Here is an 18,557-nt window from a genome sequence, read left to right as displayed (position 1 = left end):
TTACGAAAATTATTGCAAGATGGTCGTTGGCGCGGCATGTTGAGGCATCGATTCATTGGCTGAGCCATGTCCGAAAGCGCCATTCGTCCCCGCAAGGAATTCGGCAAGACCATCGCCGCCGACATCACGCATCGGCTGCGCGAGGAGATCATCGCCTGCGGTCTCGCCCCCGGCGAGCCGCTGCGCTTCGACGTGCTGCGCGAGCGGTTCGGCGCGAGTTTTACGACGCTGCGCGAGGCGCTGACCGCGCTCGCCGCGGAGGGGCTGGTCGACGCGCAGGAGCAGCGCGGATTTCGCGTGGCGCCGGTCAGCCGCCAGGATCTGGTGGAGGTCACCGACGCGCGGGTGCTGATCGAGGTGGAGTTGATCCGCCGCGCGATCGCGCGGGGCGACGACGACTGGGAAATCGCCGTGATCTCGACGCTGCATAGATTGAAGCGGATCGAGCAGCGCGATCCCGAACATCCGCTGCGCGACCCCGAATGGAAGATCGCCCATCGCCAATTCCACCAGGCGCTGGTGTCCGCCTGCGGCTCGGCGACGCTGCTGGCAATTCGCGCCGAGCTGTTCGATCGCGCCGAGCGCTACCGGCATCTGTCGGCCAACTTCCGGCCGCGCCCACGCGACAAGGCCGGCGAGCACCAGGCGATCATGCAGGCCGCGATCTCGCGCAATACGGATCTCGCCGTGCAGCTGATCGAGACGCATATCCGCTCGACCTCCGACAACGTGGCGAAATACGCCGGCCATCTGCTCGATATCGAATAGCCCGACCGGCTTTTTCGCGAGGCGGACTTGCGCCGCGGATGATTTTCGAAAATAATACACTCCATCGAAAATCGAAACCCTTGGGGCGAAACCATGAAGCTGCTGTCGTTCTTGGACGGAAACCGGGAAAGCTGGGGCGCCGTTGTCGAAAATGCCGTCGTCGATCTCGGCCGCGCCCTGCCCCAGTACCCGACGCTCGCCGACTTCCTCGGCAGCGGCGACTTTGCGCGCCGCGAGGCCATCGTTGCTGCGCAAAAACCCACCCTGGCGCTCGGCGATATCAAATATCTGCCGGTGATCCCGCGCCCGGAGAAGATCGTCTGCGCCGTGCGCAACTACCTCGACCACCACAACGAGGCGGTGGCGTTCGGCATGAAGCGCGAGATCACAGAGTTTCCGCCGATCTTCCTGCGGGTCTGGCGCTCGCAGGTCGCGCACAACGCGCCGGTGATCCGGCCGAAGGTCTCGGACAATTTCGACTGGGAGGGTGAACTCGCCGTCGTCATCGGCAAGGGCGGCCGTCACATCAGCCAGGCCGATGCCTGGAACCACGTCGCGGGCTATTCGATCTACAACGACGTCAGCGTGCGCGACTGGCAGCGCCACGCCCAGCAGATCGCTTCCGGCAAGAACTTCGTCGGCACCGGCCCATTCGGACCGTGGCTGGTCACGCCTGACGAGATCGGCGATCCCACCAAATTGAAGCTGGAGACACGCGTCAACGGCACGGTGGAGCAGTCCTCCGACACCTCGATGCTGATCTTCTCGATCCCGCGGCTGATCGAATATTGCTCGACCATCTTCGACCTCGTCCCCGGCGACGTCATCGCCACCGGCACGCCGGCCGGCGTCGGCTTCACCCGCAAGCCGCCGGTCTTCCTCAAGCCAGGCGATTTGGTCGAGGTCGAGATCGAGAACATCGGCGTGCTCAGCAATCCCGTGGTGGACGAGGCGTAGGGCCGCACATGTCGCATGACATTCGCAAGACCGCGCTCAGCGTCGAGACCGTCTGGCACGAGCGCGGTCCCCGGCTGGAAAAGCCGTTGCTGGTCGGGACGGCCGTTGCGGTGATCCGCAATCCCTTCGCCGGCCGCTTCGAGCCCGATCTGATGCCGTTTCAGGCGTCCCTGCGTGAGCTCGGGCGCGAGCTCGCCACGCGGCTGATCGCGCAGCTCGGCGGCCCGGCGCAGATCGAAGCCTACGGCAAGGGCATCATCGTCGGCGAGGACGGTGAGCTCGAGCACGGCGCCGTCTGGCACGAAGCCGGCGGCCACGGCATGCGCGAGGTGCTCGGTCAACCAAAGGCGATCGTGCCGGCGGCAAAGACCATCGGCGGCGCCGGGACGCGCCTGATGGTGCCGCTCGGACACATCCACGCGGCCTATGTCCGCAGCCATTTCGGCACGGCCGAGATGACGCTGTGGGATGCGCCGCGCCGTGACGAGATCGCCTTCGGCCTCGTGATGGCGACCGGTGGCCGCCCGCACGCGCGCATCGGAGGCCTCAAGGCATCCGACATCTCCGTGCACGACGGGCAGAGGTGACGGGCCGGCGCGCGATCAATGCGCGCCGCAGCGACAGCTCTCGTAATCGGCGGGATCATGGCTGTTGACGATCCTCACGCGGTCGCCATGGTTCAGCTTCAGCGCGCGCAGCCGGGTCTGGTTGGCGATCCGCATCTTGCGGTCCATGTCGCCGCGGCGCTGGAAATAACCCAGCATCAGCGGTACGCGCGGCGATGCCTCGAGCTGGCCGTGGTGGAAATAGCTGTCGCCGGCATGCAAGAGCCATTTGTCGCCTGATCGCACCGCGATGCCGCAATGGCCGAGCGTGTGGCCGGCGAGCGGGATCATCAGAATGTCGGCCTCCCTGTCGCCGAGCGCGCGCACGCCCTTGAAGCCGAACCAGTCCTCGCCGGCTTCGCCGTAAAAATTCCAGCGCGGTCCATGGCTCCACTGCCCGGTGACGTAGCGTCCCTCGGGAGGTGCGGGCTTGCGCAGCACCGCCATGTCGTATTCGGCGCGATGGACGTGGATCGCCGCATGCGGGAAGTCGGGCACGCCGCCGGCGTGGTCGCGGTCCAGATGCGTCAGCAGCACGTGGCGCACGTCGCCGGGCGAATAACCGAGCGCCTTGACCTGCTCGACCGCCGTCTCCGCGGAATCGAGCCTTGGCGCGGTCTGGCGCACCCACCGGCGTCCCAGCCGATCGGGCGCTGCGATATCGCCAAGGCCGATGCCGGTGTCGACCAGAGCAAGTCCGTCATGCGTCTCGACCAGCAGGCAATGGCAGACCAGGCGGGCGCGCCGGAACAGGCTGCCTGTGCCGTTCACCAGCCGCCGCCCCATCGGGCACATCGTGCCGGTGTTGAGATGGTGTATCTTCATCGCGCGTCCCCGCCTGTTGTGACGGACGCGTTCTTGCCACCTGATAATCCATAGGTAAAATATCGAATATCAATGGTATCTCTAGGAATATCCTATGGACATCCGCGAGCTTCGCTACTTCGCCGCCGTCTACCGCGAACGCAATCTGACCGCCGCTGCGCGCGCCTGCTTCGTGTCGCAGCCGTCGATCTCGACCGCGATCACCCATCTGGAGGCCGAGCTCGGCACCACGCTGTTCATCCGGCACAAGAAGGGCGTCGCGCCGACCACCTCGGCCGAGCAGTTTCATGTGCTGGCCCGCCGCATCATCGACGAGGCCGATGCCGCGCGCAGCCTGTTCAGGAAGCCGGCGACGAAGTCCACGGTGACGCTGGGCCTGATGCGTACGCTCGACGTGCCCCGGACGATCGCGCTGCTCAAGCCGCTGACGGCGCGTGACGACATCGCGCTCCGTCTCGTCGGCAGCGACGAGCGGGCCGATGCGCGGATCATCTCGAAGACCATGCTGCGCGATGACGAGCATTTCGTCGCGCTGTGGAGTGAGCGCTATGTCGCGGCGCTGCCGCCGGCGCATCCGCTGACACTGAAGGAGACGCTTCGAACCGCCGATCTCGCCGATGTACCGTTGATCGACCGCTGCCATTGCGAGCAAAGCGCATTCTTCGGCCGCACGTCAAAACGAAGGCAGTCCGCGGCAATCGCGCAATCAGAGGACTGGGCCATGGCGCTGGTCGCGGCCGGCGTCGGCATCGCCATCGTCCCGGAAGGCGTGGCGCGCAGCAATCCGGATGTCGCCGTGCGCGAGATCGAGGTCAAGGTGAAGCGCGACGTCGGCCTCGCCTACCGCGCGTCAGCCCCGCTGGCGGACGCGCTGAAGGAGTTTGTCGGGAAGCTTCAAAAGCAGCGCAGGTCGGATCGAGACGAGCGCCGGGCTGGCTCGCGCAAAGCGCCTAGCCCTTCGAGACGACCGCGCGGCCGTAGGGCGGCTGCGACATGACCGGCGGGTTGGCGGTCTGGGCGGCGAGCTCGCCGATCAGGCGATCGGCATCGGCAGCCATCGAATCCGGCGCCTGGATTACCAGGCGCTCCAGCGCCCAGCGATAGGACGAGACGCGCTGCTCGAGGCACTGCTGCACCCACTGGACGATCAGCGAGTTCTCCTGCATGCGCGCGACTGCATCCGCCTTCTCCCGCGGCGACAGCTCGGAGACGCGGGCCATGCTGGCATTGCGCTTCTTGTCGAGATCGATGACGCGGATCGCGCTGGCGAAGAACGGCTCGAAACGGGTGGTGTCGTTGCGCACGTCCTCGATCAGCTGCGCATAGCGCGAGGAATGCGAGCGGTGCGGCTCGTCGATCAGCGTGCGTCCGTACATGGTGCGGTCGAACACCACCTTCTGCTGCCAGGGTGACGGCAGCGCCTTGTAGTCGCCGAACACGCTCTTCCAGGCCGGCCGCGACAGCGGCGGCTCGATCATGGGATAGGCGAGGTCGCGAAGCTGGCGCTCTTCGTCGGTGAGCTGGAACTGCGAGGCCTTCAGGCCGAGGCTGCCGGTGGCCTCCGCGCCGAGCCAGCGATGCATATCGTCGCTGCGCATGTCAGCGCGGGTGCGGCCGAAATCGCCGCCGCTACAGGCGCCGAGAGCAGCACCTAACAGTGCGAGCAGGACGGCCGATATGACAGGCCGGATCTGGCGGATGGTGTCCGGCATTGCGCAAAGCCGGATCTAGCGGCGGCGGCGACGGCGACCCGGCGCTGTGCCCTGCTCCGGTCCACGATCGCCGCTGGTTTCGTCCGCCTCGCGCTCGATCCGGATCACGGGAAGGATCAGGATCGTCCCCATGTCCGCGCGCGGTGTGACGTCCCCCGACGAGCCTACCCGGCGACCGGCCGGAAATTCGATGATGGTCCCCATGTCAGCTCTCTCAATTGCCGCGCGATCAAATACGCCCCTGCAACATGGCAATCATTAAGATCAGCTCATGGTTAACGGGGTGTAAACGCGGCCTTTGGACCGTAACCGCACGGGCCGGCGCGCCGTCCCGTTGCGGCACGAGAAGGTTTCAAATTTAAGGACCGGCTTCACGCCTCGTTTTCCTTAACGAGCCTTTAAAGGAACCTGCGCTAGGCTGGCGGCGAGTATCTCTTCCAGGTCGCGTATCTCTCCATGACCAAGTCGCTGTTTCCCGGATTCGACGGGTTGATGACCCTCTCCCGTCGCGAAGGCGTCGATGTCCGTCCGACGCTGCTGCGCGTGCTGACCGACCTCTATGTCCAGACGCGTACCCACAGCGAGGACGAGCAGCGGCAATTCGTCGAACTCGCCACACGATTGATCGACCAGGTCGACGATGCGACGCGCGCCTCCGTCAAGGCGAAGCTTGCGATCTATCCGCAGACGCCCGTCCCGGTGCTTCAGAAGCTCGGTCTGGTCGCGGCGCAGGAAGGCCGCAGAATACCGCTCGCCCGCGAAATCCCCGCGCCCGCGCCGGTCCCCTCCCCGGTCCGCACGCCGACCGAGGCCGAGCAGCGCATGGCCGCGAACCTGGCGATGCAGCCGAAGGATGCCGCCGAGATCCACGACATGTTCTTCCGCGGCGGCGCCTCCGAGCGCGCGCTGATTCTGCACAATCTGGCGCAGACCCCGCTGAAGGCCGCACCGCGGATTCCGACCGTGCGCGCCAAGCGCGCGTTCCAGATCCTGGAGATGGCGGCGATCGCGGGCGATGTCGAGAACTTCACGCTGGAGCTCGGCGACAGCCTGATCCTGCCATCGCGCGTCGCAGCCCAGATCGTCGACGATGCCGGCGGCGAAGCGCTGGCGGTCGCCGCGCGCGCGCTCGACATGCCGAGCCCGAACTTCCAGCGCATCCTGCTGTTCTTCAAGCCGGCGATCGGCACATCGGTGAACGAGGTGTACCGGCTGTCGCGGCTGTACGATCGCCTCAGCGACCGCTCGGCGCTGGTGATGCTGGCGGCCTGGCGCGGTTCGACGCTCGCCGTCACCCGCGCAAAGTACCAGCCCTCGCTCCATGACGGTGAACGCCAGCGCGCCCGTGCGGGCGCCAGCCAGACGCGGCCGGGCGTGCAACCCGGCTCCAGTCCGACGATACGCACCGGCACCGGCGGTTCAACGGATCGGTAGTCAGGTCTTCGCCAATTCCAGAAAGTGCCGCCCGGCGCGGTCCTCGGTCTCGACGATCCAGGCGTCCGGATCGAAGCGGAGTTCCTTGGTCAGCCGTTCCTCGACGGTGTGCTCCGGCAAGGGCTGCGGCGCGACCGGCACGAAGAAGCGGTCGACCGGCCGGCCGTCGTCATAGACGGTCTGCGGCGCCGGCGCGTAGAGCATCGCATTGCCGTCGAGCAGCGACACCTTCACGAACACCGCGCCGGCCTCCTCGGCGCCGCGACGACGCACGGCGCCGAACACGCCCTCGGTCTGGCAACGGCGCAAATAGGCCGCCACCCATATATTGGATTTCAAACGCATGAGCTCGACGATAGGCCAGCGCGAAGCGCGCCGCCAGTCTCTGCTCACGCTCGTTACACGTTGCTCAGGCCTTGTCCGCCGCGGATCTGGCGCGCGACGAGATATGACAGCGGCATCGCAAGCGTAAATCCCACGGCTACGGCATAGGGGATGTTCCTGATGGCGTCGGCCGCAAAACTCGGCACCATCAGCACCACGATCAGGCTGACGCCCGCCAGCACTGTACCCAGCGTCATCCAGACCAGAACCGAGACCTTGAACATGACGACCTCTCTTCTTCGTTGAAGATGGACAATCATGGTCTCCGAAGCTGCCGACCGTCATTGATCGGCGACAATTCGCGCCTGCGGGACGCGGCCTGACCTGCCGGCGCGCGATGCCCCGACTTGATTCGCGTCAATGACAGCGGAGGTTCGTTTATTCGACGGGATGGCCGATCGCGCCGCCAAGCTCGCGCAACAGACGATCGGACACCTGGCCCGTCACCTGCATCTTGTGCTCGCGCTCGAACTTCTGGATCGCGGACTGGGTCTCGCCGCTCATCGTGCCCGTGACCTTCAACTGGCCATAGCCGTATTCGGACAGCGCGCGCTGCACGCCGGCAATGCGCCGCGCGGCCGGGTTCTGCGGCACCGGAATCGGAGCCGGCGGACGCATCGCGGACGGCGTCGAGGTCGTCGCCTTGACCAGATTGGTCATGGGATCGCTCGCGCGCGGCGTCGATGCGGTCGCCTCGACCGGTTTTTCGGGCGGCTTCTCGGCCGCTCTCTCGACCGGCTTGGGCTCGGCGCGAAACTCGGTCGCCCTCGGCTCGAGCGGCGAGGTATCGGCGCCGACGGGGCGCGGACGCGGCAAGGGATTCGACAGCGGCATGGACGACGGCGCGGGAAGATTGATCACGGTGCCGAACATCGGCGCCGGATGCCGGCCGGTCTGGAGGAACAGCGCATTGGCAACGATCGCGCTGATCGCGGCCACGGCGACGAGGCCGGCCAGCGTATCCTTGGGGCTATGCAGCAGCACGCGCATCACGAGGTTGCGCTCGGTCTCGACGTCGATGACCGCGGCCTTGGCGCCACGGCGGCGCGGAGCAGCTTCGTCCTTGGCAGGCTTCTTAGGCACTTTTCTTCACCAGAGCGGGTTGGTCCTGAGGTTGGCCTTGAACGTCCTGGCGCGGCGCGGGCGTCAGCGTCGCGATCTTGCTCTCGGCCGGTTTGGGCTGCGGCGGCGTGTAGACGAGCGGCAGCTTGACGGTGACGGCGGTGCCCTCGCCAAGCCTGCTTTGTACCGTCAATTCGCCGAGATGCAACGCCACGAGACTTTTCACGATCGAAAGTCCGAGACCGGTGCCTTCGTGGCGGCGCTGATAGGTCTTGCCGGCCTGGAAGAACGGTGCGCCGATGCGCTTGAGATCGTCGGGCGCGATGCCGACGCCAGTGTCGCTGATGCGCAGCGTGAGCTGCGAGCCCGACACGGCGGCTGATACGGAGACCTGACCGCCGCGCTCGGTGAACTTGATGGCGTTGGCGACGAGGTTGAGCACGATCTGCTTGAAGGCGCGCGGATCGCCGGTCATGACGGGCAGATCCTGCGGCGCATCGGTGATGAGGTCGATGCCGTTCTCGCGCGCCTTGAGCGCGAGCAGATTGCAGCAATGCATCAGCGAGGCGCGCGGTGCGAACGGCTCGGACGCAATCTCGAAATTGCCCGACTCCATCTTGGACATGTCGAGGATGCCGTTGACGACCGACAACAGATGCTGGCCGGAATCGTTGATGAGCTGGGCGTATTCCTTGCGCTGGGCCGCCCCCAGCATCAGGGTCTGCTCCTGCGCGATCATCTCGGAGAAGCCGATGATGGCGTTGAGCGGCGTGCGCAGCTCGTGGCTCATGGTGGCGAGGAAGCGCGTCTTGGCGGCATCGGCCGCTTCCGCGTCGCTGCGGGCCTGGTCGAGCGCCTGCTCGGACAGCTTGCGGTCGGTGACGTCGCGCATCACGGCGACGACGTCCGCCTCGCGCGTGGGATCACGGTCGGGATTCTGGGGGGCCATGTCCTGATCGAGCGGACGGCAGCGCATCTCGACCCAGATGAAGTCGACCTGACCGCGCTCGGAACCGGTTGGTTCACGCCGCAGCCGGAACTCGACGCTGCGCACGTCGCCGCGTGCGGCATCGGACAGGGCCGTCAAATAGGCCGGACGATCGGCGACATGAACGCGGTCGAACAGGCCGTGGCCGAGCAGCTGCGCCACAGGCACGCCGAGCATGGCTTCCACCGCCGGCGAGATGAACTGCACCGCGCCGTTGCGCTGATGCCGCGAGATGACGTCGCTCATGTTGCGCGCGAGCAGGCGATAACGCTCTTCCTCGCGCGACAGCAGCGCAACGCTGGTGCGCGCCAGCGATTCCGCGCCGAAGGCGAGGCCCGCGGCATAGAGCGTCGCAGACGCAACGCCGAATGCCATCAGCACGCCGCGTTCTGCGGCGCTGGCATCGCCAGCCGGCAGCCAGCCGAGCTGGCTGACGAGGATCAGGATCCCGGCGCAGGACAGCGCGAGCAGCGAGGCAAAGGCCGCGACGCGGCGCGAGGCCGACAGCGCGGCTTCAAGGGGAACCACGACCAGCCAGATCGCGGCGAATGATTCGATGCCGCCGGTGGTGAACGCGACCGCCATGATCAGGCCCGCGAGCGCCAGCGACGACAGCACATGCGCGCCCTCATAGCGGCCGGTACGCGAAAGGAACCAGGACAACAGGATCGGCGCGATCAACCATGCGAAAGCGGCGACCTCGATCGCACCCGGCGCGCCGCGCATGGCGAGATAGACCGGGAATGCGGCAAAGGCCGCCAGGCTGCCGAGCAGCCGCGGCGCCATGAAGGCACGATGGCGCGCTCGCATCAGCGCATCGTAACGCGCGGAGGGATGCAGCAGCGCATCGAGACAATCGCGGATGATACTCAAAACTGTCACGGGTCTCGCGCTTCGGCTCAATCGTCTTGATGAAGACGCGCCGGAACGCCTCCTTGTCGTTGAGCCACCGTGTCAGAGCCACCTTAAACGAACGCTAAGGCGACGCGGCGGGCGGCCGGACACCGTGGCATCGCGGGGCTTTTTAGACGATTTGACGACGTCTTCAGTGAGGATGGTGAACACAGGGTTTCACTGCGGTCCGCATGGTTTCGAATTGGTGGATGCGCGCGCCGGCGGAATTACGGGCGTCGGCGTCAATTGAAAATTTACGAGAATATCGATCGCGAAGATTTTTGCGTAAATTTTCCCCGAATTAAGCTCAAGGCAAGCACTTGCGATTTATCGAGAGTTGCTAGGTCCGAACGTCTCGCGGACACGCCGCGGCGGGATCTAACCTACAGGTCGACAAGATGCGCTTTCTGCTCCGCATCACATTCTGGCTCGGGCTGGTGCTGGTGCTCCTGCCGCGGGACAAGACGCCCGAATCGGAGAAGCTGCCGCAGATCGGCGCCGCCGACGCGGTGCAGGCTGCGACCGCGGCCGTCTCCGACATGACCCAGTTCTGCAAGCGCCAGCCGGCGGCCTGCGAGGTCGGAGGACAGGCCGCGACCATCATCGGCCAGCGGGCCCAGGACGGCGCGCGCAAGATCTACCAGATCATCAACGACAAGAAAGAGCACATCACCAACGAGAAGAACGAGAAGACCGACAAGAAGGCGCCCGACCATACCGGCTCGATCGCGATGGCCGGCGAAGGCGACGTCGCTGCGAGCGAGGCGCCGCGCGATACCCTGACCCAGGACGACCTCGCGCTGGAATGGCGCGGCCCTGCGGCGGCGAATTAGCGCCCAAACCCTATCGATTTCACGGCTTCGCGTCCTTATATTGGCCTGAAAGGGAACACGGGCCAGCATGACGACGATCGACGAAATCAGGGACAATTTCGAGCTTCTGGACGAGTGGGACGACCGCTACCGGTACGTCATCGAGCTCGGCCGCACCCTGGAACCGATGCCCGAAGCCGAGCACTCCGCCGCGAACAAGGTGAACGGCTGCGTCAGCCAGGTCTGGCTCCAGAAGCTGGTCGATCGCAGCAATGGCGTGCCGATCCTGAAATATCGCGGCGACAGCGACGCGCATATCGTGCGTGGGCTGGTCGCGATCGTGCTCTCGCTTTATTCCGGCCGCACGCCTCAGGAGATCGTCGATACCGATGCGATCTCGGTGTTCAACGAGTTCGGCTTTCGCGACCATCTGACGCCGCAGCGCTCCAACGGGCTGCGTTCGATGGTCGAGCGCATCAAGACCGACGCGAAAGAGGCGCTGGCGGAAGCGTCCTGATGCCGTAGGGTGGGCAAAGCGAAAGCGTGCCCACCATTCTTGGTACGATCGACGAAAGCTGGTGGGCACGGCGCAAGAGCGCCTTTGCCCACCCTACGAGATCCGAGACCGGCGTTACTTCCGCTTCCGCTGCTGCTGTCCGAGGCCCATCTGCTTGGCCAGTTGCGAGCGGGCCACCGCATAGTTCGGCGCGACCATGGGATAGTCGGCCGGCAGGCCCCATTTCTCGCGATATTGCTCCGGCGTCATGTTGTACTGGGTGCGCAGATGGCGCTTCAGCGACTTGAAGCGCTTGCCGTCTTCCAGACAGACCAGATAGTCGGGTGCGATCGACTTCTTCAGCGAGATCGCCGGCTTTGCCGGCTCGAGCGGCGCTGTCTCGAGGCGACCTGACGAAACCCGCACCAAAGCGCCGTGCACCTGGCTGATCAGGTTCGGAATCTCGGCCGCCGGCGTCGGATTGTTGCCGACATAGGCCGAGACGATGCTCGCCGTCAGCTCAATGAAATTCTTAGCCCCGGCATCCGACATGGGCCCGACCTTTCCTCGCCTTGCGTGTCACGGGATTGACGACGCCCAAGTATTCCGTGTCAACAATACGTTCGACTGAAATAAGACGACTGATGATTATGAGCTGATTACTGACGAAGGGACAAGACCCGCGGCGCTTTACTGGGGGACGCGTTTTCTTGACGCGAACCGGTATCCACTTCGCTCGAAAACGCTCTGGGACGCGGCAGGTCTCACGACCGCTGGTCGAGATGGGCCCGCAGCTCGTCGATCGAGGCAAAGCGCATCATGCCTTCCGGCATCTGCGCCTCGATCGAGCCGTCGGAATAAAGCGAATAGGCCATGCCGTCGACGATTCCGGACTTGAGCACCGTCACGGGTGCCTGCTCGGCCGCTGGCTCGGGCACAGGCGGTGGTGGCGGCGGCGGGGCGGCTTCCGCAAAGGTCGACGGTGAGCGCGGCGGCGGACGGCGCGAGGCGGCCGGCGACTCCGGTGCCCGCATACGGTCCGGCTTCGGCCAGGCGTCGTCAAAGCTCGCGGGCGGTCCTTCCGGGACGTCGGCGGGCGCTGCGGGCTCAACAGGCGGCGGCGAACCTTCGGCGATCTTCGCCTCGGCGCGCTCGCGCTCCTTGCGCGAGGTCGATGCGAACATCAGGTTGCGCCGGCGCGGCGCTTCCGGAGCGGCGGGTGGCGTTGGAGCTTCCGGTTCCGGCGGCGTCTCGACGCGCGGACGCTCGCGCGCGGCGGCTTCGCCCTGCCAAGGCAACGGCGCGGCGGGCGGCATCGGCTCGGCCCTCGCTGCGAGCGCCGGATCGGGCGCGCCAGGAAGCGCGAGACCCGGCAGCACAGGCCTGACCCGCACCTCGGACGACGCCGCGGCACCGCCCAGGCGGCGGGCGATGCCCTTCAGTTCGAGCAGCACGAGATGGAGGCCTGCCAGTAACATCCCGGAGCAGACGCCGATCGTGCCGGAGACTATGAGAGTGCCGCCGAGGCTGAACTCTCTTACGGTGAAGCCAAACAGGATCGCAAGGAGGCCCGCCACGCCGGCGAAAATCCCCGCGATCAACAATGCCAAGCTCATCGAACTCACCCCCGGCCGCGCATCCATCCGCGGCACCCGTCACGCCACGATACCGTCATACGGTGTTCCACGCCAACGGCCAATTGTGGGCAGCGTTCCTAAAGAGAAGGAAATCAGGGACTTATTCACATTCCCTTCAGCTACGGCTCGCTACAGTTGAGATGCTCTCAAGTTTCTGGATTTGCTGCGTCGCATCAGGAATTTAGCCATAATGCCCAATTACTTGGTAATGGAACTGCGCTATAGGGAGTCCGGGGAACAGGCCCGCGTGCACCAGCAGGGCCAAGAGGGGATTCCGGGTCACCAATAGCCATGACATCCATCACGACTTCGGCGATCGACACGCCTGCGCGGCGCTCGATCGAACGGACTTGCGACGATCTCGCCATGCTGGTGCTGGCTGCGGTTGCCGTCATTGCAGGCTTGACCTTCCGCGATTACGGCCTCGGCTGGGACGACTACACCCACGCTGAATATGCCGATCTCTTGCTGCGCATGTTCGGTTCCGGTTTCAAGGACACCGCGGCGCTCTCCTTCGCCAATCTCTATATGTACGGCGGCGGCTTCGACATGGTCGCCGCGCTTCTGCACAAGGTCATTCCGCTCGAGCTGTTCGAGACGCGACGCCTGGTCGGCGCGATCGTCGGCGTGATCGGACTTGCGGTGACGTGGCGCCTCGCCCGCCGCATCGGCGGCCCCCTTGCCGGTCTTGCCGCACTCTTGCTGCTTGCGCTCTGCCCGATCTTCTACGGCCACATGTTCATGAACCCGAAGGATGCGCCCTTCGCGGTGGCCATGATCATCCTGATGCTCGGCCTCGTCCGGCTCGCCGAGGAATATCCGCAGCCCTCGCCGCGCACGATCCTCATCGTCGGCTTAGGTGCGGGCCTCTCGCTCGGCACCCGCGTTCTCGGCGGCCTTTCGCTGGTCTACGCCGTTGTCGGCTTCATGCCGCTGTTCCTGGAGGAGCTGCGCACCGAGGGCTTGCGCGAATCGGTCCGCCGCTTCGCCCATGTCGTCTACGTGCTGCTGCCCGGCCTCGTGCTCGGCTACCTCGTGATGGGCCTGATCTGGCCGTGGTCGATCATGGAGCCCGGCAATCCCTTCGAGGCTCTGACCTACTTCTCGCACTTCTTCGAAAAGCCCTGGAAGGAAATGTTCGACGGCGCGATCGTGTCCGTGCCCGACATGCCGTGGTCCTATCTGCCGACGCTGTTCGCGCTCCAGCTGCCGGAGGTGATGCTGGTGATGATGGGCGGCGCCGTGGTCGGCACCTTCGCGCTGCTGCCGCGCGGCGACGTTCCGGCCCGCCGCAAGACCATTCTCCTGATGCTGACGCTGGCTGCGACCCTGCCGCTCGCGATCGCGATGGTGAAGCGTCCGGCGCTGTACAACGGCATCCGCCATTTCGTCTTCGTGATCCCGCCGATGGCGGTGCTCGGCGGCGTCGCCTTTGCCTGGGCCATGGAGCGCCTGCGCGCCAATCACCGCACCTGGCAGCCGGTCGTGCTCGCCACCTTCTGCTTTGGCCTCGCGCTCTCGCTCGCCGAGATGATCCGGCTGCATCCCTATCAATACACGCACTTCAACCACATCGCCGGCACCGTGCGCGCCGCCGACGACCGCTTCATGCTGGACTATTGGGGTCTCGCGCTGAAGCAGGCCTCGGACGAATTGCGCGAGCAACTCGTCGAGCGCCAGGAAGTGCCGCCGCGCAATCGCAAATGGAAGGTCGCGGTGTGCGGTCCGCAGCGTCCGGCACAGGTCGCGCTCGGGCCCGACTTCACCATCGGCTGGGATTCCAATGCGGCCGATTTCGCCATGACGCTCGGCGAGTTCTACTGCAAGGGCCTCACCGCGCCCGTGATGGTCGAGATCAAGCGCGACGACGTGGTGTTCGCTCGCGTCTACGACATCCGCGGCAGCAGCATTTCCAGCCTGCTCTCGATCCCGGCACCGTAATATTCTTCTCCTACAGTTCCGAATTCCGGGACAGTCTCGTAGCCCGGATGAGCGCAGCGACATCCGGGATTACTTTCGCTTCCGCCTTCGCTCTTCGAGATTCGGCGGCAAGCATGCGGGCGACGCTGAACTGCCGCGCTTTGTCCGCCTTGCTGGCAGCCCCGACCAAGACTAGGCTCCCGCTCCGCAACAACGAAGTTCGGAGAGATCAGCCATGTCACCAGCGGAAGCGCGCCTGAAGGAAGTGCCGTCGAACATGACGGAGGCCGAGTGGCAGCAACGGGTCAATCTCGCCGCCTGCTATCGCCTCGTCTCGCTGTACGGCTGGGACGATCTGGTCGACACCCACATCTCCGCGCGCGTTCCCGGCCCCGACCATCACTTCCTCATCAACCCCTACGGGCTGATGTTCGACGAGATCACCGCGTCCAGCCTCGTCAAGGTCGACCTGCACGGCAACCAGCTGTCCGAGAGCGAGTACAGCATCAACCCGGCCGGCTTCACCATCCACTCGGCGATCCACGAGGTCCGCGAGGACGCCATCTGCGTGCTGCATCTCCACACCCTCGACGGCACCGCGGTGTCGAGCAGCGCCGAAGGGCTGCTGCCGCTGAACCAGACCGCCCAGCTCGTCACCCACGACCTCGCCTATCACGACTATGAAGGCATCGCGCTCGACCACGACGAGCGGCCGCGGCTGCAGAAGGATCTCGGCGACCACAACCACATGCTCCTGCGCAACCACGGCACGCTCACGGTCGGCCGCTCGGTCGCCTCCGCCTTCGAGCGCATGTACCACCTCGAGCGCGCCTGCTCGATGCAGGTGCGCACCCGCGCGCTCGGCACGCCGGTCTATCCGGTCGAGGAGATCGCGATCGAGAAGAACACCGAGCTGCTCGCCAACCGCGACCGCGCCGAACTGCGCGCCAACAACCTCGTGTGGCCGCCGCTGCTGCGCAAGCTCGACCGCGAGCTTCCGGGCTACCGGTCTTGAGATTTTCCGGATTTGGTGTAGGGTAGACGCCAACACCCTCTGCACGTCCTGGAATGAAACGCCGCCCAATTCCGGGCGGCGTTTTTATTTGGATGGCGGTCGCCACAACGACAGAGCCGTAGGGTGGGCAAAGGCGCGAAGCGCCGTGCCCACGATCTCTCAGTGATTACGAAGAAGACGTGGGCACGCTTCGCTTTGCCCACCCTACGGCACCTGTGCCTACTTCACGTCCGCCAGCGCGGCGAGGATGCGGGCCCACGAACGGATGCCCTTCTGGAAGCTGCGCAGATCATACTTCTCGTTCGGCGAGTGGATGTTGTCGTCGTCGAGGCCGAAGCCGACCAGCAGCGAGTCGAGCCCGAGCGTGCGCTTGAAGTCGGCGACGATCGGGATCGAGGCGCCGGAGCCCATCAGCACGGTCTCCTTGCCCCACTCCTCCGTCAGCGCCTTGCTGGCGGCCGCAAGCGGCTTCATGTTCCAGTCGAGCGCGACTGCGGGCGCGGCGGAATGATCGCCGAACTCGACCCTGCAATCACCGGGAAGCCGCGCCGTCACGTAGTCGCGGAAGGCCTTGCGGATCGTGTGGGGGTCCTGCCCTTCGACGAGGCGGAACGAGACCTTGGCTGAGGCATGCGACGGGATCACCGTCTTGGAGCCCTCGCCGATATAGCCGCCCCAGATGCCGTTGACGTCGCAGGTCGGACGCGAGGACGCCTGCTCGATCAGCAGCCGGCCCTTCTCGCCGGCCGGGATCGACAAGCCGATCGGCTTCAAAAACATCTCCGGCGTGAGGTTGAGCTTCTTCCACTGCTCGAGAATGTCGGGCGGCAGATCCTTCACGCCGTCATAGAAGCCGGGGATGGTGATGCGGTTGTCGTCGTCGAACAGCCCGCCGAGAATTTTTGTCAGCACCCGGATCGGGTTCATCGCGCTGCCGCCGAACACACCGGAATGCAGGTCGCGATTGGCGGCGGTGATCTTCAGCTCTTCATAGAGCAGGCCGCGCAGCGACGTCGTGATCGCCGGCGTGTTGCGATCCCACATGCCGGTGTCGCAGACCAGCACGTAGTCGGCCTTGAACTCGTCCTTGTTGGCCTCGATGAACGGCACGAAGTTCTTCGAGCCGACCTCCTCCTCACCTTCGATCAGGAAGGTGATGTCGATCGGCAGCGAGCCCGTCACCTTCTTCCAGGCGCGGCAGGCCTCGACGAAGGTCATGACCTGGCCCTTGTCGTCCTCGGCGCCGCGCGCGACGATGATCTTGCGGCCATCGGCGTGGTCGGTGACCACGGGCTCGAACGGCGGACGGTGCCAGAGATCGAGCGGATCGACCGGCTGCACGTCGTAATGGCCGTAGAAGATCACATGCGGCCGCCCGCCCGCGCTGGTCTTGCCGACGATCGCGGGATGGCCGGCGGTCGGCCTCACTTCAGTCGCGACGCCGAGGCTTGCGATGTCCTTGGCGAGATGCTCGGCCGCCGCCTTGCAATCGCCAGCGAAGGCCGGATCGGCGGAGATCGACTTGATCCGCAACAGCGAGAACAGACGCTCCAGGCTGTTGTCGAAGTCCTTGTCGATGTGGTCGAGCACGGATTGAAGCTGCGCATTGGCCATGGTCGGATTCCCTACGTTCAAGATGTCTTGGCTTTTAGCGCTGTCGCAGCCTCGGAGCCAGCCGCAACCGGCGGATGCCGGATGTGCCATGCGAGGCTACCTGCGAGGATGCCCGTAGCGATCAGGTTATTGCCCCAGGCCTGGATGACATTGGGAAACCACGGCAGCGACAGCAGCATGAGGACGCCGGCAACACCGAGGGCGATCCAGGTTCCCAACCGTACGTTGGCCCGCTCGTCGAAGGCGGCGCGATGCATCAGCACCGTCATCGGGAAGAACAGCCACATGAAGTAGTATTGCCGCGCCAGGGGCGAGGCCACCGTCATCAGGCAGAACAGGATGCCGAGCTCCTCCGCATCCGAGCGCGCCGTTCGGCGCGCTTGCCGTGGCATGACCGCGATGAAGCCGAGCCCGAGCAACGCCGACAGCGCCAGCACGATCCAGTTCGCCGTCTTGTAGTCGACATCGATGACATTCATCGTGCGCGGCGGCTTCTTGGGATCCTCCTGATTATAGTTGATCGGGCGGACCAGCCGGTGCGTGACGGCAATGAGAGACTGGTTGACCCACGACCAGTTCTGCTCGCCGCGCTGGCCAAAGCCCTGTTCCGAGCTCGAGCCGACCATGCCCTGATACCAAGTCGCGAGTTCGGCCGCGTTGCGCTCGAAGCCGCGGATCGGCGCCGGCACGACATAGAGAAGGATGCCCGTGAAGGCGACCGTCGCGACGACGGTCCCCCACTTCCGCCGCCAGACCAGATAGGGCAGCACCGCGATCGGAAACACCTTGATGGCGGTGGCAAGCGCGAACATGAAGCCCGCGAGCCAGGGCCGCTGATGCTGCAGACTCCAGAAGCCGTAGAGCATCATCGCCAGCAGGACGAGGTTCGGCTGGCCGAGGTCGAACATGTCGAACACGAAGGTCACGGTGACGAAGGCGGGCAGCGCTTCCAGCCACGGGCCAGGCCTGCGGCCCGAACCGGTCATGGTATTGGAGAGGATCCCGGTGTACCACCACGCCGCCGCGTTCAGGACAGACAGGACGACGTAGAGCGGAATCTTGCCGAACCAGCTCGGGATCGCCAGCAGGATGGCCGGCAGGGGCGGATAGATGAACTCGAAATACGCACCGATGTTGCCGGGATAGAGCGGCCGGCCGTTCAGTACCTGCTGCCCGGCCCAGTACCACAGCGCATAGTCCTTGGTCTTGCCGTGGCCAAAGAGCTCGGGCCCGAGGACATCGGCGGTCAGGATCAAGCAGCAGATCAGGAAGAGCAGGTCGAGCGGCGCACGCAGCGACAAGGCTCGGAGTGCGCCGGGTTTGGCGAAAGGTTCGGTTGAGGTCACAGTAGGGTCCAGTCAGGGGCCATAGCACCTAGCAGACCGGTGGACGGTTGGCGTCCCCTTCACCCGAATTTGTACCCGCCGCGCGCAA

20 protein-coding genes are annotated in these 18,557 nt (G+C 65.4%); 9 read left to right on the top strand and 11 right to left on the bottom strand.

Going from position 1 to position 18,557, the window contains the following annotated elements; translation table 11 throughout:
- Positions 1–66 precede the first annotated feature (66 nt).
- From RAD15_RS31025 to RAD15_RS31015, 3 genes are all read left to right on the top strand, one after another.
- Entirely contained in the window at positions 67–768 is a 702-nt protein-coding gene (locus RAD15_RS31025; RefSeq protein WP_458182138.1) for an FCD domain-containing protein, read from the top strand.
- 93 nt (positions 769–861) lie between these two features.
- Positions 862–1,725, top strand: a complete 864-nt coding sequence (locus RAD15_RS31020; RefSeq protein WP_458182136.1) for a fumarylacetoacetate hydrolase family protein — start codon at positions 862–864, stop codon at positions 1,723–1,725.
- Positions 1,726–1,733: 8 nt separating this feature from the next.
- The gene (locus tag RAD15_RS31015; protein WP_458182134.1) at positions 1,734–2,312 is read left to right on the top strand and encodes an amino acid synthesis family protein; all 579 of its coding nucleotides are present in this window, start codon (positions 1,734–1,736) and stop codon (positions 2,310–2,312) included.
- A 15-nt stretch (positions 2,313–2,327) separates the two neighbouring features.
- On the opposite strand, the gene RAD15_RS31010 is transcribed toward RAD15_RS31015, so the two are convergent.
- Positions 2,328–3,155, bottom strand: coding sequence for an MBL fold metallo-hydrolase (locus RAD15_RS31010; protein ID WP_458182133.1), 828 nt, complete (start codon positions 3,153–3,155; stop codon positions 2,328–2,330).
- 94 nt (positions 3,156–3,249) lie between these two features.
- On the opposite strand from RAD15_RS31010, the gene RAD15_RS31005 reads away from it, so the two are divergent.
- A complete protein-coding gene (locus RAD15_RS31005) occupies positions 3,250–4,152 on the top strand; it encodes a LysR family transcriptional regulator (RefSeq protein WP_458182132.1) in 903 nt (300 codons plus the stop codon).
- Here the strand turns inward: RAD15_RS31005 and RAD15_RS31000 are convergent.
- Both RAD15_RS31000 and RAD15_RS30995 read right to left on the bottom strand, forming a co-directional pair.
- On the bottom strand, positions 4,106–4,867 hold the full coding sequence (locus RAD15_RS31000; RefSeq protein WP_458182131.1) for a hypothetical protein: 762 nt from the start codon (positions 4,865–4,867) through the stop codon (positions 4,106–4,108). The genes RAD15_RS31005 and RAD15_RS31000 overlap by 47 nt on opposite strands.
- Before the next feature lie 15 nt (positions 4,868–4,882).
- Positions 4,883–5,071 carry a hypothetical protein gene (locus RAD15_RS30995; RefSeq protein ID WP_063690905.1) on the bottom strand — a complete coding sequence of 63 codons (189 nt, stop codon included), beginning with the start codon at positions 5,069–5,071 and terminating at the stop codon, positions 4,883–4,885.
- A 252-nt stretch (positions 5,072–5,323) separates the two neighbouring features.
- Between RAD15_RS30995 and RAD15_RS30990 the strand changes: the two genes are divergently transcribed.
- Positions 5,324–6,301: a DUF2336 domain-containing protein gene (locus RAD15_RS30990; protein ID WP_458182130.1), complete on the top strand. Its 978-nt coding sequence runs from the start codon at positions 5,324–5,326 to the stop codon at positions 6,299–6,301.
- On the opposite strand, the gene RAD15_RS30985 is transcribed toward RAD15_RS30990, so the two are convergent.
- The 4 genes from RAD15_RS30985 to RAD15_RS30970 form a co-directional block, all read right to left on the bottom strand.
- A complete protein-coding gene (locus RAD15_RS30985; RefSeq protein ID WP_458182129.1) occupies positions 6,302–6,646 on the bottom strand; it encodes a DUF1491 family protein in 345 nt (114 codons plus the stop codon).
- A 53-nt stretch (positions 6,647–6,699) separates the two neighbouring features.
- A complete protein-coding gene (locus tag RAD15_RS30980; RefSeq protein WP_458182128.1) occupies positions 6,700–6,909 on the bottom strand; it encodes a hypothetical protein in 210 nt (69 codons plus the stop codon).
- Positions 6,910–7,063: 154 nt separating this feature from the next.
- Positions 7,064–7,768, bottom strand: coding sequence for a peptidoglycan-binding protein (locus RAD15_RS30975; RefSeq protein WP_458182126.1), 705 nt, complete (start codon positions 7,766–7,768; stop codon positions 7,064–7,066).
- Complete coding sequence (locus RAD15_RS30970) at positions 7,761–9,617, bottom strand: PAS domain-containing sensor histidine kinase (RefSeq protein WP_458182125.1); 1,857 nt, start codon at positions 9,615–9,617, stop codon at positions 7,761–7,763. Before RAD15_RS30970 ends, RAD15_RS30975 begins: the two co-directional genes overlap by 8 nt.
- Before the next feature lie 410 nt (positions 9,618–10,027).
- Here RAD15_RS30970 and RAD15_RS30965 point away from each other — a divergent pair, with 410 nt between their 5' ends.
- Positions 10,028–10,462, top strand: coding sequence for a DUF5330 domain-containing protein (locus RAD15_RS30965; protein ID WP_458182123.1), 435 nt, complete (start codon positions 10,028–10,030; stop codon positions 10,460–10,462).
- 67 nt (positions 10,463–10,529) lie between these two features.
- Positions 10,530–10,958 (top strand): SufE family protein, encoded by a 429-nt coding sequence (locus tag RAD15_RS30960; RefSeq protein WP_458182121.1) that lies wholly within the window; start codon positions 10,530–10,532, stop codon positions 10,956–10,958.
- Positions 10,959–11,072: 114 nt separating this feature from the next.
- Here RAD15_RS30960 and RAD15_RS30955 read toward each other — a convergent pair whose 3' ends face one another.
- Together RAD15_RS30955 and RAD15_RS30950 are read right to left on the bottom strand one after the other, a co-directional pair.
- Positions 11,073–11,489 (bottom strand): MucR family transcriptional regulator, encoded by a 417-nt coding sequence (locus RAD15_RS30955; protein WP_458182119.1) that lies wholly within the window; start codon positions 11,487–11,489, stop codon positions 11,073–11,075.
- Positions 11,490–11,701: 212 nt separating this feature from the next.
- Positions 11,702–12,553, bottom strand: coding sequence for a DUF308 domain-containing protein (locus RAD15_RS30950; RefSeq protein WP_458182118.1), 852 nt, complete (start codon positions 12,551–12,553; stop codon positions 11,702–11,704).
- Between the two features lie 312 nt (positions 12,554–12,865).
- Here RAD15_RS30950 and RAD15_RS30945 point away from each other — a divergent pair, with 312 nt between their 5' ends.
- The gene (locus RAD15_RS30945) at positions 12,866–14,515 is read left to right on the top strand and encodes a glycosyltransferase family 39 protein (protein WP_458182116.1); all 1,650 of its coding nucleotides are present in this window, start codon (positions 12,866–12,868) and stop codon (positions 14,513–14,515) included.
- Between the two features lie 214 nt (positions 14,516–14,729).
- On the top strand, positions 14,730–15,509 hold the full coding sequence (locus tag RAD15_RS30940) for a class II aldolase/adducin family protein (protein ID WP_458182114.1): 780 nt from the start codon (positions 14,730–14,732) through the stop codon (positions 15,507–15,509).
- Between the two features lie 219 nt (positions 15,510–15,728).
- Here the strand turns inward: RAD15_RS30940 and RAD15_RS30935 are convergent, their stop codons facing one another.
- Positions 15,729–17,123 (bottom strand): M20/M25/M40 family metallo-hydrolase, encoded by a 1,395-nt coding sequence (locus RAD15_RS30935; RefSeq protein WP_458182112.1) that lies wholly within the window; start codon positions 17,121–17,123, stop codon positions 15,729–15,731.
- A 17-nt stretch (positions 17,124–17,140) separates the two neighbouring features.
- Positions 17,141–18,469 (bottom strand): glycosyltransferase family 87 protein, encoded by a 1,329-nt coding sequence (locus RAD15_RS30930; protein WP_458182110.1) that lies wholly within the window; start codon positions 18,467–18,469, stop codon positions 17,141–17,143.
- Positions 18,470–18,557: the final 88 nt, after the last annotated feature.

The organism is Bradyrhizobium sp. 14AA, from assembly GCF_054185205.1.
Note: the sequence above shows the minus strand (reverse complement) of the source record. Positions and strands in the feature narration are given on the sequence as shown.

Bases quoted from the DNA above. Each gene is read 5' to 3' on its own strand.
- RAD15_RS30950 (WP_458182118.1), bottom strand. From the start codon at position 12,553: ATGAGCTTGGCATTGTTGATCGCGGGGATTTTCGCCGGCGTGGCGGGC.
- RAD15_RS30995 (WP_063690905.1), bottom strand. From the start codon at position 5,071: ATGGGGACCATCATCGAATTTCCGGCCGGTCGCCGGGTAGGCTCGTCG.
- RAD15_RS31015 (WP_458182134.1), top strand. From the start codon at position 1,734: ATGTCGCATGACATTCGCAAGACCGCGCTCAGCGTCGAGACCGTCTGG.
- RAD15_RS30960 (WP_458182121.1), top strand. From the start codon at position 10,530: ATGACGACGATCGACGAAATCAGGGACAATTTCGAGCTTCTGGACGAG.
- RAD15_RS31005 (WP_458182132.1), top strand. From the start codon at position 3,250: ATGGACATCCGCGAGCTTCGCTACTTCGCCGCCGTCTACCGCGAACGC.
- RAD15_RS31025 (WP_458182138.1), top strand. From the start codon at position 67: ATGTCCGAAAGCGCCATTCGTCCCCGCAAGGAATTCGGCAAGACCATC.
- RAD15_RS31010 (WP_458182133.1), bottom strand. From the start codon at position 3,155: ATGAAGATACACCATCTCAACACCGGCACGATGTGCCCGATGGGGCGG.
- RAD15_RS30985 (WP_458182129.1), bottom strand. From the start codon at position 6,646: ATGCGTTTGAAATCCAATATATGGGTGGCGGCCTATTTGCGCCGTTGC.
- RAD15_RS30980 (WP_458182128.1), bottom strand. From the start codon at position 6,909: ATGTTCAAGGTCTCGGTTCTGGTCTGGATGACGCTGGGTACAGTGCTG.
- RAD15_RS31020 (WP_458182136.1), top strand. From the start codon at position 862: ATGAAGCTGCTGTCGTTCTTGGACGGAAACCGGGAAAGCTGGGGCGCC.
- RAD15_RS30945 (WP_458182116.1), top strand. From the start codon at position 12,866: ATGACATCCATCACGACTTCGGCGATCGACACGCCTGCGCGGCGCTCG.
- RAD15_RS30955 (WP_458182119.1), bottom strand. From the start codon at position 11,489: ATGTCGGATGCCGGGGCTAAGAATTTCATTGAGCTGACGGCGAGCATC.
- RAD15_RS30990 (WP_458182130.1), top strand. From the start codon at position 5,324: ATGACCAAGTCGCTGTTTCCCGGATTCGACGGGTTGATGACCCTCTCC.
- RAD15_RS30940 (WP_458182114.1), top strand. From the start codon at position 14,730: ATGTCACCAGCGGAAGCGCGCCTGAAGGAAGTGCCGTCGAACATGACG.
- RAD15_RS30965 (WP_458182123.1), top strand. From the start codon at position 10,028: ATGCGCTTTCTGCTCCGCATCACATTCTGGCTCGGGCTGGTGCTGGTG.
- RAD15_RS31000 (WP_458182131.1), bottom strand. From the start codon at position 4,867: ATGCCGGACACCATCCGCCAGATCCGGCCTGTCATATCGGCCGTCCTG.
- RAD15_RS30935 (WP_458182112.1), bottom strand. From the start codon at position 17,123: ATGGCCAATGCGCAGCTTCAATCCGTGCTCGACCACATCGACAAGGAC.